Raw genomic sequence first — 13,551 nt, 5'->3', positions numbered from 1 at the left:
GTGCCACGTGGCTGACTACCGTCGGCTGATGTTCGTGCCACGACCGTGCGAGATGCTGGGCTCAGCCATGGTCAGTGATGGGGGACTTACGGTCCAGTTTCGCCTCACCAGGTCTCGAACCCGCAGGTCAGTGGCTTGAAGCGGTCGTTCCCGTGCGGATCTGTGCCGATGGCCACAGCGAACGGGATACACGTAGGCTCATACTGAGTCATGACAAAGCCTGCTGCGCCGAAGCGTCATCTGCCTACCAGCCCCTTCAAGGCTCCGGTCACACCGGCTCCCAAGCACTTCGCCGTGGGCGATCAGGTCACACACGACATGTACGGCCTCGGCCGAGTCATCGGCATCGAGGACGGAATCGCGGCGCTCGTGGATTTCGGCTCGGCGCAGATGCGGATCTTGAGCCCGTACGGCAAGATGACCAGGCTGTAGGACCGCTGTGCCCGGTCACGGCACACCAGGCCCCTCCAGGGACCTGCAACGAAAGAGAGTCCTCTCATCGATCTGACGTCGCTGTTTTCCGCCCCGGAAGGGCAACCCCGCTGCTCCGCTGCGGCATCGCCGCCTCCGACGACGACCAACCCCTTCCGGGCCCCCGACTTCGGGGAAGACGAGACCTTGCCACTCGACGCGCAGGAGCCCGCCTCGGGCCTACGCGCGGCGCGGTCCAAGGCAGCCTAGGTCCACGAATGACGGCGGCTCCGGCAAACCGGCCGCGGGCCGTCTCCCAGGCTGCGGTGAAGAGTACGGCCGTCTCGGTTTCCGTCTGGTTCAGCCCCGTTCACCGTCGTTCGGACGAGACCGTATGCCAGGTCCTTCCCGTAGCCGGGGCACCCATGAACGCAGGTGAACGGCCCTGTACGCGCTCCGACCAGGCACCAACGGACTTGGAAGGCGTGCGCCGCCGAGCAACCTCCCTGGCCCGCCGTGCACCGCTGCGCGGAGCAGTTCGCCTTCCACAGAGGACATGTGCCCGGCAATCCTGCACTGGTCCGCGCAACGGTCGGGACTGGGGGTGGGGAACGTGGCTCGTACGCAGTCCAGGTGTGGAGCGCTCACGGAGAAGGGCACTCGGTGCCGGCGGCTGGCGATGGTCGGTGCGTCGCGATGCGACCTGCACCGTGGCGAGTGGTCGTCGTACACCATCGCGAAGCGCAAGGAAGCCGAACGCAAGGCGAAGGCACGCAAGCGTCGTAAGTGACCCCAGCCTGTGTGAGGTGACATCCATAGCTGACATGAACGACAGCGGACAGCGGCGGCGCGGTGTGGTCTGACACGGCCACGGCCGCCCCGCGCAGCGCGGGGGGACAGGCGGCCAGACCGAACTCCTAAAGCGGGTGTCGCAGGTTCGAATCCTGCCGGGAACACAGAGAAACACCTGGTCAGAGGCCCGTCCGTTCATCGAACGGGAGGGCCTTCGTACTCGCAGCACACATGCGGCGGCGGGCAACGGCCGGGAGCTGTGCGGCATGCCCAGGTAGGAGTACCTTCCCGGCCATGCCGCCCGCCAGCGCACCGCAGTCAGGGGGCCCGCCGCGCTTCAGCAGGGCAATGCGGTCGAGCTTTTGGCGTCTTCGCGCTGGTTGCGCTCGGTAAGGCGCCTCAGCAGTTCCTGTCGGTCGACTGGGAGGTAGTTGCCCGCTCGCAGCTCCTTGACGAACCGCCGACGGATGGCCTCGACCACGGGCTGTTCCCTCTCGAAGCAGGTGTGTGCACCTCCTCGTCCACGGACAGCCGGGTAAGCCGCGTGCGGCCGGCGCCCGGGCGACGGTGGTCTTCCCGGAGCCGGTCAGGCCAACCAGGAGAAGGGCAAGGGGCACGTGCTCGTCCCTTCCGCGAGGAGGTGTCCCCGAACTTGAGGCCATAGTCGGTCACGTCGTCTTGGAAACCGGTCCTCCTCGCGCGGGACGTTTCGCTCGGACGGGTCCGGAGACCCGGTGAGCGGAGGTCGCGTCGCGTGCGGGTTCGGAAGTGAGCTGGCATTCAATTCGTCCACCCGCACTGCCGTCCGGCTTCGCTCGCGGGCGGCAGCGCTCTGCCCCGCCCTCACCCCGTCGGCCCTCGGCTGTGAGGTGCGCGTCCTTCGACGCAGCCGCTTCCGGATGCGGCCGGCGTACGGTTGAAGTACCGAGGGCCTCACGCACTCCGGCCCCCACGCCGGGTCGTCCTCGGCGAGAGACGAGTGAAATCCGGGCCGCCCCCGTGGTCGGCGCGGAGACGGGTCGGCACCATGTCCGCCACGGTCGAAGCAACTCGGCGCAAGCTCATCACGGCAGGAGCCGCGCTGAGCACCCGCGCAGATCCGCAACCCCGCCGAGGGGAGACGTGATGGCCCTTCCCCGGCTGGACATCCATCGACGGAACCGAGGAGAGCGGACGCTCGTCACGCTTGCCGGCGACATCGGGCCGGCCACGACGCCGCTGCTACGGGCCGCGGTGGAGCAGTGTCTGCTGGACGGTGTCACCGAGATCGACATCGACCTGACCACGGTCGGCTCCTGCGACGCCAGGGGCCTGGACGTCCTCCTGTCGGCAGCACAGCGCGCCGGCCGGGTCCACGCTCGCCTGCGGCTGCACCATCCGTGCGCTCAGATCGCCCGGCTCCTCGATGCCACCGGATCGACTTCGCTGCTCCTTACGGCCCCCGCGAGTCCCGTGCCGCCCGACGCGTCGGGCAGCCCCATGAGTACCGCGGCGGGGGCGCCCGAGGGTCCCGTTCGCCGGCCGGACCAGCCGGTCCTCAGGGACGGTATCCGCCTTCGCCGGCTGACCCGCCTGCAGGCAGAAGACATGCGCGAGGACATCGCGGACCTGGCTGCGGAGTCCGTCGCGGGCACCGCCGGAGAGGCATACCACGACCGCGGAGACTTCCTGTACCGCTTGGCGGTCACCGCCCACCGCCCCGGCTTCGCCCTGCTGGTCGCCGAGACGACGGTGCTGGTCGGCTGCGCCTTCGGTTTTCCGGTGGGCTCTGACAGCTCCGACGGCCGGCAGGGCGGCGGAACGCTTCAGGAGGTCATCCAGCGGCTCACCCCCTGCGCACGGTTCGTCGTCCTGACCCAGGTCGTGGCCCATCCGCACGCACAGCACCGCGACATCGGCCGCCGGCTGCAACAGCGTCTGCTCACAGACCTGCGCTCCTCCCTCGGGGTCACCCTGCTGCACCCTGCCGACCAGGCAGGACAAGCCGCCTTCTCGTCCTGGGGCTGGCAGAACATGGGTGAGGTCGTCGGGCTGCCCGGTCCCGTCGCCCCCTGTGTGCTGACCTTGTCCGCCGAAGGGCAGTCCTTGGCGCGCCGATGATGCGGCAGTGCGAGGGCTGCGCGCCCCGCCGCCTGCCACAGTCGGGAGTAATCTGAGACATACCGGGAACTTCCGGGCGCACGATCACGGCGGCGCCGTTCCCGGCGAGTGACAGACACGGGCAGCCGGAAACCGCACGGCCCGGAACGGGATCGCACGATGAACATCACCACAGAGCCCGCCCAAGCTGCGGTGCCAGGTGACGGACACTCCTACCGGATGCCCTTGCCCCGGCTGCGCCTCATGCCAGGTGTCAGCCATGGCCCGCTGGACGGCGCATGGTGGCCGCGCTGCGACGCGCTGGAACTGGAGCTGCCCGCGCTGGTCGGCTCCTTGGATCCGGGCATCGGCACCGTCACCCGCGTGACCGTGGAAACGGCCGCCTGGCCCGATGCCCCGCAGGAGATGATGGCGCCCGGCCACCTGATCGAGGTGGTGCTGACCGATTCCGCCGCCGAGGCGCATGCCATCACCGTGGACTGCGGCACCGTGGGGAGCTGGGAACTGCTGGTGATCCCTCCGGACGAGCCGGCCCGAGTGGCCACCCGGCTGCTGACCGCTGCCGCCGACCCCGCGAACCCACTGCCGGCTCCGCGCCTGCTGGCACTCGCCGAGAGCGGCCTCGACGGACAGGACACTTGGGAGTCGGAAGGCGGAGCCGGACCGAGACAAGCAGCACGACCCGGCCGACTCCCCGTGACCGGCGAGCCGGGGTCCACGACCGCGTGATGGAGCCATGGCACCGACAGATCCTTTGCCATCCGGGCCCGCCCCCGCCCGAAGCGTGACCGCGGAAGGTGGGGGAATGCCGGCGGGACGGCGCCCGGACCGGTCCGAAAGTCTCGGGGAAGCGCTCCTCGGAAAGATCCTCGACAGCGCGCACGAACTCCCGCCCCATCTCATCGGGCCCCTGGTCGCCGACGTGGTGGACCGGCTCGGTGGCCGCCGTCCGCAGGTGCTGTTGCAGGACTACGGCCAGTTGGTGCTCGTACCGCTGCCCGGTGAGGGACTCGCCGGCGGGGACCCCCAGGTGATCGACGACTCCGAGGCGGGCCGCTGCTTTCTCGACGCCGTCCCTGTCGAGGTGCCCCAGGAGGACGGCGTCCGGGTGCATCTGCCCCTGCTCGACGGCGGTGACCAGGTGGGGGTCATGGCGGTGACGCTGGACAGCGTCGATGACGACGACCGCCGCCTGCTGCTCAGAATCTCCGGTCTGGTGGCCGACCTTCTGGTGACCAAGCACGGCTACTCCGACCTGTTCTTCGACGTCCGACGCGACGAGGGGATGAGCGTCGCCGCGGAGATCCAGTGGTCCCTGCTGCCACCGCTGGCCATGATCATGCCCCGGGTCGCCGTCGCCGGGATCCTGGAACCCGCCTACGACGTGGGCGGCGACAGCTTCGACTACGCGCTGAACGGCGACGTCCTCCACGTGGTCATGATCGACGCGATGGGGCACGGGCTGGACGCGGCCACGATGGCCACCGTGGCCATCGGCGCCTACCGCCACGCCCGCCGCGCCGGCATCGGACTGTCGGAGATCTACGCGTTCATGGACCGCGCCGTGGCCGAGCAGTTCGGTCCCGAGCATTTCGCCACCGCGCAGATGCTGCAGCTGGACACGACGACGGGGCGGGTGCAGTGGGTCAACGCCGGACACCCGCCGCCGATCCTCGTCCGCGACCACCGCGTCGCACAGCGTCTGGTCGTCCCGACGACCCTTCCCGTCGGCCTGGGCGGTTCGGAGCCTCAGGTGAGCGAACTGGGGCTGGTGCCCGGGGACCGAGTCCTCTGCTTCACCGACGGAGTGGTCGAGGAACACAAGAGCGGCGGGGAGGAGTTCGGCGAGGAGCAGCTGATCGACTGTGTGAACCAGCTGGGGAGGACCGACCGCGGCATCCGGGCGGTGACGCGCTCCCTGTCCCACACGCTCAAGCGGGCGCGCGGCGGAAAGACCAGCGACGACGCGACGCTGCTCATGGTGGAGTGGCGCGGCTGACCTCTCGTCCCCGCCGTCCGTCACCGTTGCACGGCGGCAGGTACCGCACATCCGTGCGGCCAGCGCCCCTCGCCGCCGGTGAACGCGGAGTAGTGTGGACAGTACCGAGGGCATCTCGCACACCGGCTTCCACGCCGGGTCGTCCCCGGCGAAGGACGACACCCGGGCCGCGGCACAGGTGGCCCGGAGACAGGTCCGCACCATGTCAGCGACCTTGTACCCCACCGTGCCACACCGCGAGTCCGTCGCAGCCCCGGCCGCACGTCTCGCGCTGAAGACCGACGGCGCCTCCCGCGGGCTGCTGGACGGAGCCTGGTGGCCACGCTCCCGGGACCTGCTCGGTGAACTGCCGGCGCTCACGGACGTGCTGGACCCCCTGTGGGGCCGCATCACCCGTATCGCCGTCAACCCGGAGCACTGGCCGGTCATCCCCCGCGAGATCCCCGTGAGCGGGCACATCGTCAAGGTCGGCTGGTTCACCTCGGAGATCGACCCGCACAAGCTGCTGCTGCTCTCCTACGGCACCAGCCGCTGGGATCTCCTCGTCGTTCCGCCCGAGACCGGGGCGCAGTCGGCGGCCCGTCTGATGGCAGCCGCGTCCGGCCACGGCGGCCCGCCCCTGACCGCGAGCGCGCTCATCGCCGCGGAAGCGGCCCGGCACGCCGTCTCCCCCACCGACCAGGCACTGGACCCGGGCGAGCCACGGGAGTACGAGGGCGGCGCCTCGGCGGTGTCCGCGGCCGTCACCGGACAGACCGGTCCGCCAGGGCCGGCCAGCCGGCTGATCATCGGTATGTGAGGTGGCCGCCATGAGCGCCTTCCTGACAGCCATCGCCTTCCTCGTCCTCGTCGCAGTGGCGGTGTACGTGATCCACCGGCTCGGGCTCCAGCACGCCGACAGGATCGCGGCGTACCGGTACAGCACTCCCCGGCCCGGTCGCCGTGGCCATGGCGCGCCCCAGCCGCACCCCGCACCATGGGTCGGCATCCGGGCGTCCGACCGGCCGACCGGCCGCCCCGCCCCACCGCCCACCCGGCCCGCGGCGACGCGAGCCCGCTCTGGAGCACCCGAGGGCCCGAGCATCCGAACCGAGGCGTCATGACTCATCCGCAGCTGAACATCTACCGGCACGACCGGGGCGCGCGAGCCCTGGTCACCCTGGCCGGTGTGATCGACCCCGTCACCGCGCCCCGGCTGCGCGCCGCTCTGGAGCAGTGTCTGCGGGACGGCATCACCCTCATCGACGTCGATCTGACCACCGTCGACCGCTGTGACGACGACGGCCTGCGCGTCTTCCTCGACGTGTCGGAGCATGCCGCCGAGGCCCAGGCGTTCCTCCTGCTGCACCACCCCTCGCCGCAGACCGAACGACTGCTCATGGACACGGGCTCCGATGGTCTGCTCTACCCGATGAGGCCGGGAGGGGCGCGCCCTCAGCGGGCCTGACGCCGACAGACGCGCCCCAGGGAACGGGCCGCCGGACGGAGAGCGCTGGTGCGCCGGCCAAGCCGTGCACCGGTCGCGCCCCGCACCGCCCCGTCAGCGCACAGGACCACGCCCGCTCCCGGTGTCGATGAGGATCTGTTCCGCGTCGCTGATGTTGTCCGCCCGGACCGCCTGGGCCATCGCGGCACGGGCGGCGTCCGGTGTCGCGTCGGGCGGGACGACCAGCAGCGCGCCCTGCTGAGATGAGCCGGAGATCACCGGCCCCGGTGTCCGGCTCAAGAAGCCCTGCGGTCCTCGATGTCCTCTACGTGGGTCAGCAGATAGCGGGGCCCGTCCGCCGTGTCAGTCATTAGTTCGCAGGATCCGACCGTGCTGATCACCTCCCAACTCGGCGATGGCCATTCCGCTGGGCGCGTATTCGAAGGCCTGCCGAAACGACTCCTCACTGGCTCGTAGCGCCTGCTGCTCCCGCTCCAGGCGTACCAGAGCCCGCTGCATGTTCCCTCGCAGCCGGGCATTGCTTATAGCGACCGCCGCGTGGGCCGCGTAGACCTGAAGCGCCTCCTGGCCCCATACCCCAGGACGCCGCCCGTTGCGCGGCCGATCGACCGATATGACGCCGAGAAGTCCCCCCTCGCCGACGGCCCGACCGCGTTGCTCACCGGCATCTACCGGACGGTCGGTGACGTGGGACGCCGGCTGCTGAGCGCGCTTCCGGAACTGCTCGTCGTACCCGCGCGGGCCGGGACCGGCTCCGCCGTCTGGGCCCTGGTCGACGAGGAGCTCGACGTCGATCTGCCCGGTCAGCAGGTGGTCCTCGACCGTCTGCTGGACCTGCTGCCGGCCCGCGCGCTGCGCACCTGGCTCGCCGGACCGGAGGCCTGGTACCGGGCCCTGGGCGGCCCCGTGGCCGGCGCGGCGCTGCGGGCCCTGCACACCGGCCCCGCCCGCCCGTGGACGGTCTCCGGCTCGCCGCGGTGGCGGGGGTGTCCCGCTCCACGCCCGCCCGCCGGTTCACCGCGCTGGTCGGTGACACGCCACTGGCCCACCTGACCCGGTGGCGGATGGCGCTGGCCGAGGAACTGCTGCGGGAGCCGGGCAGCACCGTCGCGTCCGTGGCCCGGAGGGTCGGCTACACGAACGAGTTCGCCTTCAGCACGGCGTACGAGCGCCTTCACGGCACCTCACCGGGACCAGCCCGGTTCCGGCATGCGTCCAGGAAGCCGGGTGGGGTGTCGGCACCGCCGGGATGACCGGGCGGGACGAGGCCGTCACGTCCGGGACGAAGCCCAGGCGGACGGTGCCGAGTCGGTGGACGGCGGGGCGGTGGTCCGCCGCGCCGGAGGTGGGCGCGTCGTCGGTGTCCTCGCGCAAGGCGCGGTGACAGCGCGGGGCCACCACTTCCGAGCCGGACCGCCCGCGCGTAGTCGCCGCCGGCCGCCCACCGGGGGACCAGGACGATCCCAGCCGCGCCGAGGCCCCGCGACTCGTTCCGATTCAGCTCGCGGGCAGGGGGTTTTCCTTCTGTCGGGTTCCGGGGCGGCGGGATGCCGTGGTCAGGGTCAGGGTGACACAGGCGGAGCCCGCTGCCATCGCTGTCATCGCCGTCGCGGGCGTGGTGAGCTGGGCCAGGGTGCCCGCCGCCGTAGCGCTGATGCCCTGGAGGGCCAGCATGCCCGCCGAGTGCAGTCCCAGGGCCTGGCCGGCCATGGCGCTGGGGGTCAGCCGCAGCAGCCGCTCCTGCTGTACCAGGCCCGCCCCGAAACCGACCGACGCCACGGTCACGCAGGCCGCCGCCACCGGCATGGGCGGGTGCGCGCAGAACACCAGGAACGGTGTCGCCAGCAGGAGCAGCAACGGAGTGGCCAGGCGGGCCCGTACGGCGGCGGGGAGCAGCCGGCCGACCGTCACGTCCCCGGCGAGCATGCCGAGCGCCCCGCACGCGAACAGGGTGCCGGCGGCGTGCGGGGCGTACGAGACGTACAGCGACTCGCAGCCGACGACCATGCCGTTGGGCAGCCAGAGGCCCAGGTACGTCAGGCGGCGCGGCCGGGACGACCACAGCGCGGCGTTGACGCGCCACGTCGCCGACGCCGAGAGGCGGCCGGCCGCGCGGGGCGGGCGGTCGGTCAGGCCGAGCCGCAGGACCAGCGCGGCCGTCAGGTACAGGGCCGCCGCCGACAGCAGGCAGGCGCGCGGGGAGAGTACGGCGAGCAGGGCGCCGCCGGTGGCGAACCCGGCGATCTGCGACAGCCCGCTCACCATGTTGAACAGCGAACGCCCGGGCAGGTACCCGTCCTTGGTGAGGATCTCGTTCAGCAGGCCCCAGCGGACCCCGCCGCCCAGCGAGGCCGCCAGGCCCAGCGGCAGGAGCACGGCGAAGAGCGCGCCGGCCGGGAGACCGGGCAGCGCCTGGACCGCCGTACCGGCCGCGAAGGCCAGGGCGATCGCCGACAGCGCCGTTCGCGGGGGCAACCTGTCGGCACCGGAGAGCAGGACGGTGGTGCCGAGCGCCTGGGCGAGCGACTGGCCGAACATGCTCACCGCCGACAGCAGCGGGGAGCCCGTCGCCCGGAACACCAGCGTGCCCAGGGCGAGGCCACCGATGGTCTGGGCGGCGGTCTGCGCGGCCGTGCCGAGGAAGAGCGGGGTGAACTCCGGGGTGCGGAACAGGGATCGGTAGCCGGTCATGGTCCCGGAGTCTCGGCCGGGCCGCCGGGCGCCCGTTATTGTTTCGCCCTCGTGCGAAACGTCGCGCGAAAGGTCGCGCGGACAGGTCGTACGCCGAGGGGGCCCGGGGGAGGTACGTCTCGTGGGGTGGTGGCAGCTCGACGCCGACACGCTCGCCCGGAGCCGGTTCGTCGTCTCCCCGCTCGCCGAGGCCTTCGGGTGCCTGAAGCTGCTGCACACCGGGCAGGGAGCGCACCCCGGGGAGCATGCCTGGCTGAGCGCCCATCTGCCCGCCTACCGGGCCCGGCTCGCGGCCGACCCCGTGACGGCCCGGCTGGTACGGGCGGGCCTGGGCCGGGAGTGGATCGCCGACTTCCTGACGCCCGCCCCGCGCCCCGGGGAGGACTTCGCCGCGGAGGTCGGCCGGGTGCGCGCGGTCGATCCCGGTGCCGCCCGCGCCCATCTGCGGCTCTCGCTCGCCGGACCGCTGCCCGCCGTGCTGGACCGGGACGACCTGCCGCAGCGGGCGGCCACGCTGTTGGAGTGGGTGTGGGAGGAGACCGTACGGCCCTCCTGGGAGCGGCGCCGGCGGGTGCTGGAGGCGGATGTGCTGGCACGGACCGCGCAGGTGAGCCGGGGCGGCTGGGCGAGCACGCTGGGCGGGCTGCGGCCGGGCGGGACGCGCTGGCTCGGGGACAACCGGTTCCAGGTCAATCTGCACGAGTATCCGCCGCGCGACATCTCCGGCGCCGAGCTGCTCTTCGTGCCGGTGACCCCGCAGCGGCAGGGCTGGGTGTCCTGGGCGGAACGGGAGCGGTACGCCGTGATCTACCCGTGCGCCGGCGTGCTGGCCGGGGACGGCGGGCGCACGGTGCCGGCGGGGCTGAGCGCGCTGCTGGGGCCGGCCCGGGCCGGAGTGCTCCTCCTGCTCCGCTCGCCCCTGAGCACGACCCAGCTGACCGCCGTGACCGGGCAGGGCCTCGGCTCCGTCGGGCGGCATCTGAAGGTGCTGCGGGAGGCGGGGCTGGTGGAGCGGCGGCGGGCCGGCCGGGCGGTGCTGTACGTGCGGACGGCGGCGGGGGACGTCCTGGTCGAGGCGAGCGGGCCCGGGACCAGCGCACCGGGCGCATGAGCCGGGTGTGGCGGGTGGCTGGGCCGTGCGGCGCGGGGCGGGTGGGCCGTGGGGGCTAGCATCCGGTGGCATGACGACTACTGAGCACAGCGGCTCCCCGCTGGACGTCGAGATCGGTGCCCTCCAGGGCGGTTCCGCGGATCTGACGCGGTTCGCGGGCAATGCCGTCCTCATCGTGAACGTGGCCTCCAAGTGCGGCCTGACCCCGCAGTACTCGGCGCTGGAGGAGCTGCAGAAGCGGTACGCGGCCCGCGGCTTCACCGTGCTGGGCGTGCCCTGCAACCAGTTCCTCGGGCAGGAGCCGGGCAGCGCCGAGGAGATCGCGCAGTTCTGCTCGGCGACCTACGGCGTGACCTTCCCGCTGACCGAGAAGGTGGAGGTGAACGGCCCGGGCCGGCACCCGCTGTACGAGCGGCTCGTCGGGTTCGCCGACGCCGAGGGACACAGCGGGGACATCCGCTGGAACTTCGAGAAGTTCCTGATCGGCCGGGACGGCCGGGTCGTCGCCCGGTTCTCCCCGCAGACCGAGCCGGACTCGGCCGAGGTCGTCACCGCGATCGAGGCCCAGCTGGGCTGAGTACTCCGGCCGGGCCGCGTACGGGCCCGGCCGGCCGGGAAAAGGGGCGAGCCCTCTCGGCAAGGACGGCGACTGGTCGAGAGGGCTCTTCGGTACTGCTTGTGCGGTTGTCGTGCCGGGCAGGGCCGGGAAGGGCCCTTACGCCTCGACGGAGGCCACTACGCCTCGACGGAGGCGGCCACTACGCCTTGACGGAGGCCACGAAGGCGTTCCAGGCGTCGGCGGGGAAGGCCAGCACCGGGCCCTCGATGTCCTTGGAGTCGCGGACGGCGAGCTCGGCGGCGGTCGGCGCCTTGACCTCGACGCAGGCGCCGTTGCCCCCGGAGTACGACGACTTCATCCACGTCTCCGAAGCGCCCTGAATCAGTGCCATGTCCACTCCTGTTGCGGTTGCGGTGGTCCGGTTCGCGCCAACCGTGTCGTCCGATTGGCATGATCGACGCTAGCGGGCAACTTCCCCCGGTGGAGGAGCCGTTCACTCGACCGGATGGCATGTTCCGGGCGAGTCTTCCGCTGAAGTGAACCGGCGGTGTACGATCCCGCGCCCGTGCCCCTCTCGCCTCAGTCGGCGTACCTTTTCGCCGCTTCCGCGATGAACTGCCGGGACACCTCCACATTGTGCGACTGCGCCCGCAAGTGCTCGTACATCACGGCGTACTTCTGCATGTCCTGCGCCTTCTCCAGGTACAGGTCGCTGGTGACGCCCTCCAGGTACACCACGCTGGAGTCGGCCGCGTCGGCGAACTCCAGGATCGCGTACTGGCCGTTGATGCCCGGGTGCGCGCCCACCTCGAACGGCAGCACCTGCACGGTGACGTGCGGCAGCTCGGACAGCTCGATGAGGTGCTCCAACTGCTCGCGCATCACCAGCCTGCTGCCCACCACCCGGTGCAGCGCGGCCTCGTCCAGCACCACCCACAGCCGCAGCGGGTTGCGCTCGGTGGTGATGCGCTCCTGCCGCCGGATCCGCACCTCGACGCGCTTCTCGATCTCCTCCGCCGAGGTCTCCGGCAGCGCGCCGCGCACCAGCGCCTCGGCGTAGGGGCGGGTCTGCAGCAGGCCGGTGACGATCTGCGGCTCGTACACCCGCAGCGACTCCGCGTCGGTCTCCAGGCCGATGTACACGCTGTACGGGATGTCCCCGAAGGTGTGCCACCAGCCCTGCTGGCGCGAGTCCCGGGCCATCTCCATCAGCGAGTCGACGATCCGCTTGTCCTCGACCTCGTACACCCCGCACAGGTCGCGCACATCGCGCTGGCTGATGCTCCTCCGGCCGTTCTCGAGCCTGCTGATCTTCGACTGCGACACCAGCAGTCGCTCCGCCACCTCTTCGGCCGTCATGCCCTTGAGCTCGCGGAGTCTGCGCAGCTCCTGGCCCAGCCGGCGTCGCCTTACGGTGGGATTGACATTGGACGCCACGGGACGTGCACCTCCGGCTGCCTGCCTGTGACTCAACACTTTCCGTATCTGCTGTTGAGCAGACTGCCACCAAGGTGCTTTCCGGCGCTGGGAAACGGCGGATATGCAACGCCCTTCAAGGCGTCTTCGAACGGGTGGACGCAGTCGAGCGGGACGGCGGGACCACGACAGCGGTCTCACCGTCCCGCTCCGACCAGCGGCTCCCGAACGGGTCTGTGCGTACCGGCCTTACGGCTCAGTGGGCCACGGCACGGGCCATGGACCCGCGGTGCGGCTGCATCGGAACCCCGCGTGCGGGTTCCGTCGCGGCCCTGGCTCCGGGCGCGGCCTGCCGGCCGGCCGACGCCGAGCCCCGGCGCGGCTGGGCCGCCGCGCCGTTCTGTACGTCCATGACGGCGTGCGCGACGAGCCCGCCCATGGGGTCGTGCCTGATCAGGTCCCGCAGCCGGGAGCGGGACGAGCGTCCCTCGTTCCCCGGATACAGGTGCTTGCCGAGCCCGACGGCGTGCGCCAGGGCGGCGAGCGCCGCGGTCCGCGGGTCCGGCGGTACGCCGGTGCGGATCGCGGAATCCAGCCGGGCTCGGATCTCCCGGCTGATGGCGGTGTCGGTCGCCTGGTAACGCGTGGTCGGCAGCACCCCGCACATCTGGCCGGGTACGGCGGCGACCATGCCGCACCGCTCCAGATGCGAAAGGTAGGTCTGCCTGAGCCCCAGCCGGGGCCCGCCGATCCAGTGGACGGCACGCACCGGAGCGCCGCGCCTTCGCAGCAACTCCAACGCGCAGTCCAGAGTCGGATCTCCTGTCGGCCGTGGCACCACCACGGCGATACGATCCCCGTCTGGGGCTATCCGTCCGGCCAGCGCCAGCTCCACTAGCTGTGCACCGGCCAGACCGAGGTCGAGCGACTGCGGCTGCGCAGTGGTACCCGTGGCCGGGTCCAGTGCCAGCAGCAGAAGCTCCTCCGGAAGTGTTCTGCGGCTCCTGCCCATCCATGCCTCCCCG

At 71.6% G+C, this 13,551-nt stretch carries 15 protein-coding genes and 2 pseudogenes; 10 read left to right on the top strand and 7 right to left on the bottom strand.

The window, feature by feature from the left end:
* The first annotated feature begins 210 nt into the window (after positions 1-210).
* Positions 211-432, top strand: a complete 222-nt coding sequence (locus tag ABD350_RS26340) for a hypothetical protein (RefSeq protein WP_030615846.1) — start codon at positions 211-213, stop codon at positions 430-432.
* Between the two features lie 1,108 nt (positions 433-1,540).
* Here ABD350_RS26340 and ABD350_RS26335 read toward each other — a convergent pair.
* A complete protein-coding gene (locus ABD350_RS26335) occupies positions 1,541-1,684 on the bottom strand; it encodes a hypothetical protein (RefSeq protein ID WP_344350859.1) in 144 nt (47 codons plus the stop codon).
* Between the two features lie 644 nt (positions 1,685-2,328).
* On the opposite strand from ABD350_RS26335, the gene ABD350_RS26330 reads away from it, so the two are divergent.
* From ABD350_RS26330 to ABD350_RS26310, 5 genes are all read left to right on the top strand, one after another.
* On the top strand, positions 2,329-3,303 hold the full coding sequence (locus ABD350_RS26330; RefSeq protein ID WP_344350858.1) for an STAS domain-containing protein: 975 nt from the start codon (positions 2,329-2,331) through the stop codon (positions 3,301-3,303).
* 159 nt (positions 3,304-3,462) lie between these two features.
* On the top strand, positions 3,463-4,032 hold the full coding sequence (locus tag ABD350_RS26325) for a DUF5994 family protein (protein WP_344350856.1): 570 nt from the start codon (positions 3,463-3,465) through the stop codon (positions 4,030-4,032).
* A gap of 76 nt (positions 4,033-4,108) precedes the next feature.
* Positions 4,109-5,302 carry a PP2C family protein-serine/threonine phosphatase gene (locus tag ABD350_RS26320; RefSeq protein WP_344350855.1) on the top strand — a complete coding sequence of 398 codons (1,194 nt, stop codon included), beginning with the start codon at positions 4,109-4,111 and terminating at the stop codon, positions 5,300-5,302.
* A gap of 94 nt (positions 5,303-5,396) precedes the next feature.
* Positions 5,397-6,101 carry a DUF5994 family protein gene (locus ABD350_RS26315; RefSeq protein ID WP_344350854.1) on the top strand — a complete coding sequence of 235 codons (705 nt, stop codon included), beginning with the start codon at positions 5,397-5,399 and terminating at the stop codon, positions 6,099-6,101.
* A gap of 300 nt (positions 6,102-6,401) precedes the next feature.
* On the top strand, positions 6,402-6,749 hold the full coding sequence (locus tag ABD350_RS26310) for an STAS domain-containing protein (protein WP_344350853.1): 348 nt from the start codon (positions 6,402-6,404) through the stop codon (positions 6,747-6,749).
* Between the two features lie 93 nt (positions 6,750-6,842).
* Here ABD350_RS26310 and ABD350_RS26305 read toward each other — a convergent pair.
* Both ABD350_RS26305 and ABD350_RS26300 read right to left on the bottom strand, forming a co-directional pair.
* Positions 6,843-6,980 (bottom strand): annotated as a pseudogene (locus ABD350_RS26305) (DUF5994 family protein); the annotation flags it as partial.
* Between the two features lie 114 nt (positions 6,981-7,094).
* Positions 7,095-7,376, bottom strand: a pseudogene (locus tag ABD350_RS26300) (diguanylate cyclase CdgB); the annotation flags it as partial.
* Between ABD350_RS26300 and ABD350_RS26295 the strand changes: the two are divergent.
* The gene (locus ABD350_RS26295) at positions 7,287-7,802 is read left to right on the top strand and encodes a cupin domain-containing protein (RefSeq protein WP_344350851.1); all 516 of its coding nucleotides are present in this window, start codon (positions 7,287-7,289) and stop codon (positions 7,800-7,802) included. The pseudogene ABD350_RS26300 and the gene ABD350_RS26295 sit on opposite strands and share 90 nt — an antisense overlap.
* Positions 7,703-8,002, top strand: a complete 300-nt coding sequence (locus ABD350_RS38020; RefSeq protein WP_425584201.1) for a helix-turn-helix transcriptional regulator — start codon at positions 7,703-7,705, stop codon at positions 8,000-8,002. Before ABD350_RS26295 ends, ABD350_RS38020 begins: the two co-directional genes overlap by 100 nt.
* A gap of 244 nt (positions 8,003-8,246) precedes the next feature.
* Here ABD350_RS38020 and ABD350_RS26290 read toward each other — a convergent pair whose 3' ends face one another.
* A complete protein-coding gene (locus tag ABD350_RS26290) occupies positions 8,247-9,440 on the bottom strand; it encodes an MFS transporter (protein WP_344350850.1) in 1,194 nt (397 codons plus the stop codon).
* Between the two features lie 121 nt (positions 9,441-9,561).
* On the opposite strand from ABD350_RS26290, the gene ABD350_RS26285 reads away from it, so the two are divergent.
* Together ABD350_RS26285 and ABD350_RS26280 are read left to right on the top strand one after the other, a co-directional pair.
* Positions 9,562-10,551: an ArsR/SmtB family transcription factor gene (locus ABD350_RS26285; protein WP_344350848.1), complete on the top strand. Its 990-nt coding sequence runs from the start codon at positions 9,562-9,564 to the stop codon at positions 10,549-10,551.
* Between the two features lie 70 nt (positions 10,552-10,621).
* A complete protein-coding gene (locus ABD350_RS26280; RefSeq protein ID WP_344350847.1) occupies positions 10,622-11,128 on the top strand; it encodes a glutathione peroxidase in 507 nt (168 codons plus the stop codon).
* A gap of 181 nt (positions 11,129-11,309) precedes the next feature.
* Here the strand turns inward: ABD350_RS26280 and ABD350_RS26275 are convergent, their stop codons facing one another.
* From ABD350_RS26275 to ABD350_RS26265, 3 genes are all read right to left on the bottom strand, one after another.
* Complete coding sequence (locus ABD350_RS26275; protein ID WP_030615831.1) at positions 11,310-11,501, bottom strand: DUF397 domain-containing protein; 192 nt, start codon at positions 11,499-11,501, stop codon at positions 11,310-11,312.
* 188 nt (positions 11,502-11,689) lie between these two features.
* Entirely contained in the window at positions 11,690-12,547 is an 858-nt protein-coding gene (locus ABD350_RS26270; protein ID WP_344350846.1) for a helix-turn-helix domain-containing protein, read from the bottom strand.
* Positions 12,548-12,782: 235 nt separating this feature from the next.
* Entirely contained in the window at positions 12,783-13,538 is a 756-nt protein-coding gene (locus ABD350_RS26265; protein ID WP_344350844.1) for a GOLPH3/VPS74 family protein, read from the bottom strand.
* Between the last annotated feature and the right edge of the window lie 13 nt (positions 13,539-13,551).

The organism is Streptomyces nogalater (genome assembly GCF_039532885.1).
In the GTDB taxonomy this organism is placed as follows: Bacteria; Actinomycetota; Actinomycetes; order Streptomycetales; family Streptomycetaceae; genus Streptomyces; species Streptomyces nogalater.
This window is presented reverse-complemented; position numbering and strand designations above follow the sequence as displayed.

What these genes read in the sequence shown, in the direction of transcription:
- ABD350_RS26265 (WP_344350844.1), bottom strand. Translation starts at nt 13,538, where the DNA reads ATGGGCAGGAGCCGCAGAACACTTCCGGAGGAGCTTCTGCTGCTGGCA.
- ABD350_RS26290 (WP_344350850.1), bottom strand. Translation starts at nt 9,440, where the DNA reads ATGACCGGCTACCGATCCCTGTTCCGCACCCCGGAGTTCACCCCGCTC.
- ABD350_RS26275 (WP_030615831.1), bottom strand. Translation starts at nt 11,501, where the DNA reads ATGGCACTGATTCAGGGCGCTTCGGAGACGTGGATGAAGTCGTCGTAC.
- ABD350_RS26320 (WP_344350855.1), top strand. Translation starts at nt 4,109, where the DNA reads ATGCCGGCGGGACGGCGCCCGGACCGGTCCGAAAGTCTCGGGGAAGCG.
- ABD350_RS26330 (WP_344350858.1), top strand. Translation starts at nt 2,329, where the DNA reads ATGGCCCTTCCCCGGCTGGACATCCATCGACGGAACCGAGGAGAGCGG.
- ABD350_RS26280 (WP_344350847.1), top strand. Translation starts at nt 10,622, where the DNA reads ATGACGACTACTGAGCACAGCGGCTCCCCGCTGGACGTCGAGATCGGT.
- ABD350_RS26325 (WP_344350856.1), top strand. Translation starts at nt 3,463, where the DNA reads ATGAACATCACCACAGAGCCCGCCCAAGCTGCGGTGCCAGGTGACGGA.
- ABD350_RS26340 (WP_030615846.1), top strand. Translation starts at nt 211, where the DNA reads ATGACAAAGCCTGCTGCGCCGAAGCGTCATCTGCCTACCAGCCCCTTC.
- ABD350_RS26310 (WP_344350853.1), top strand. Translation starts at nt 6,402, where the DNA reads ATGACTCATCCGCAGCTGAACATCTACCGGCACGACCGGGGCGCGCGA.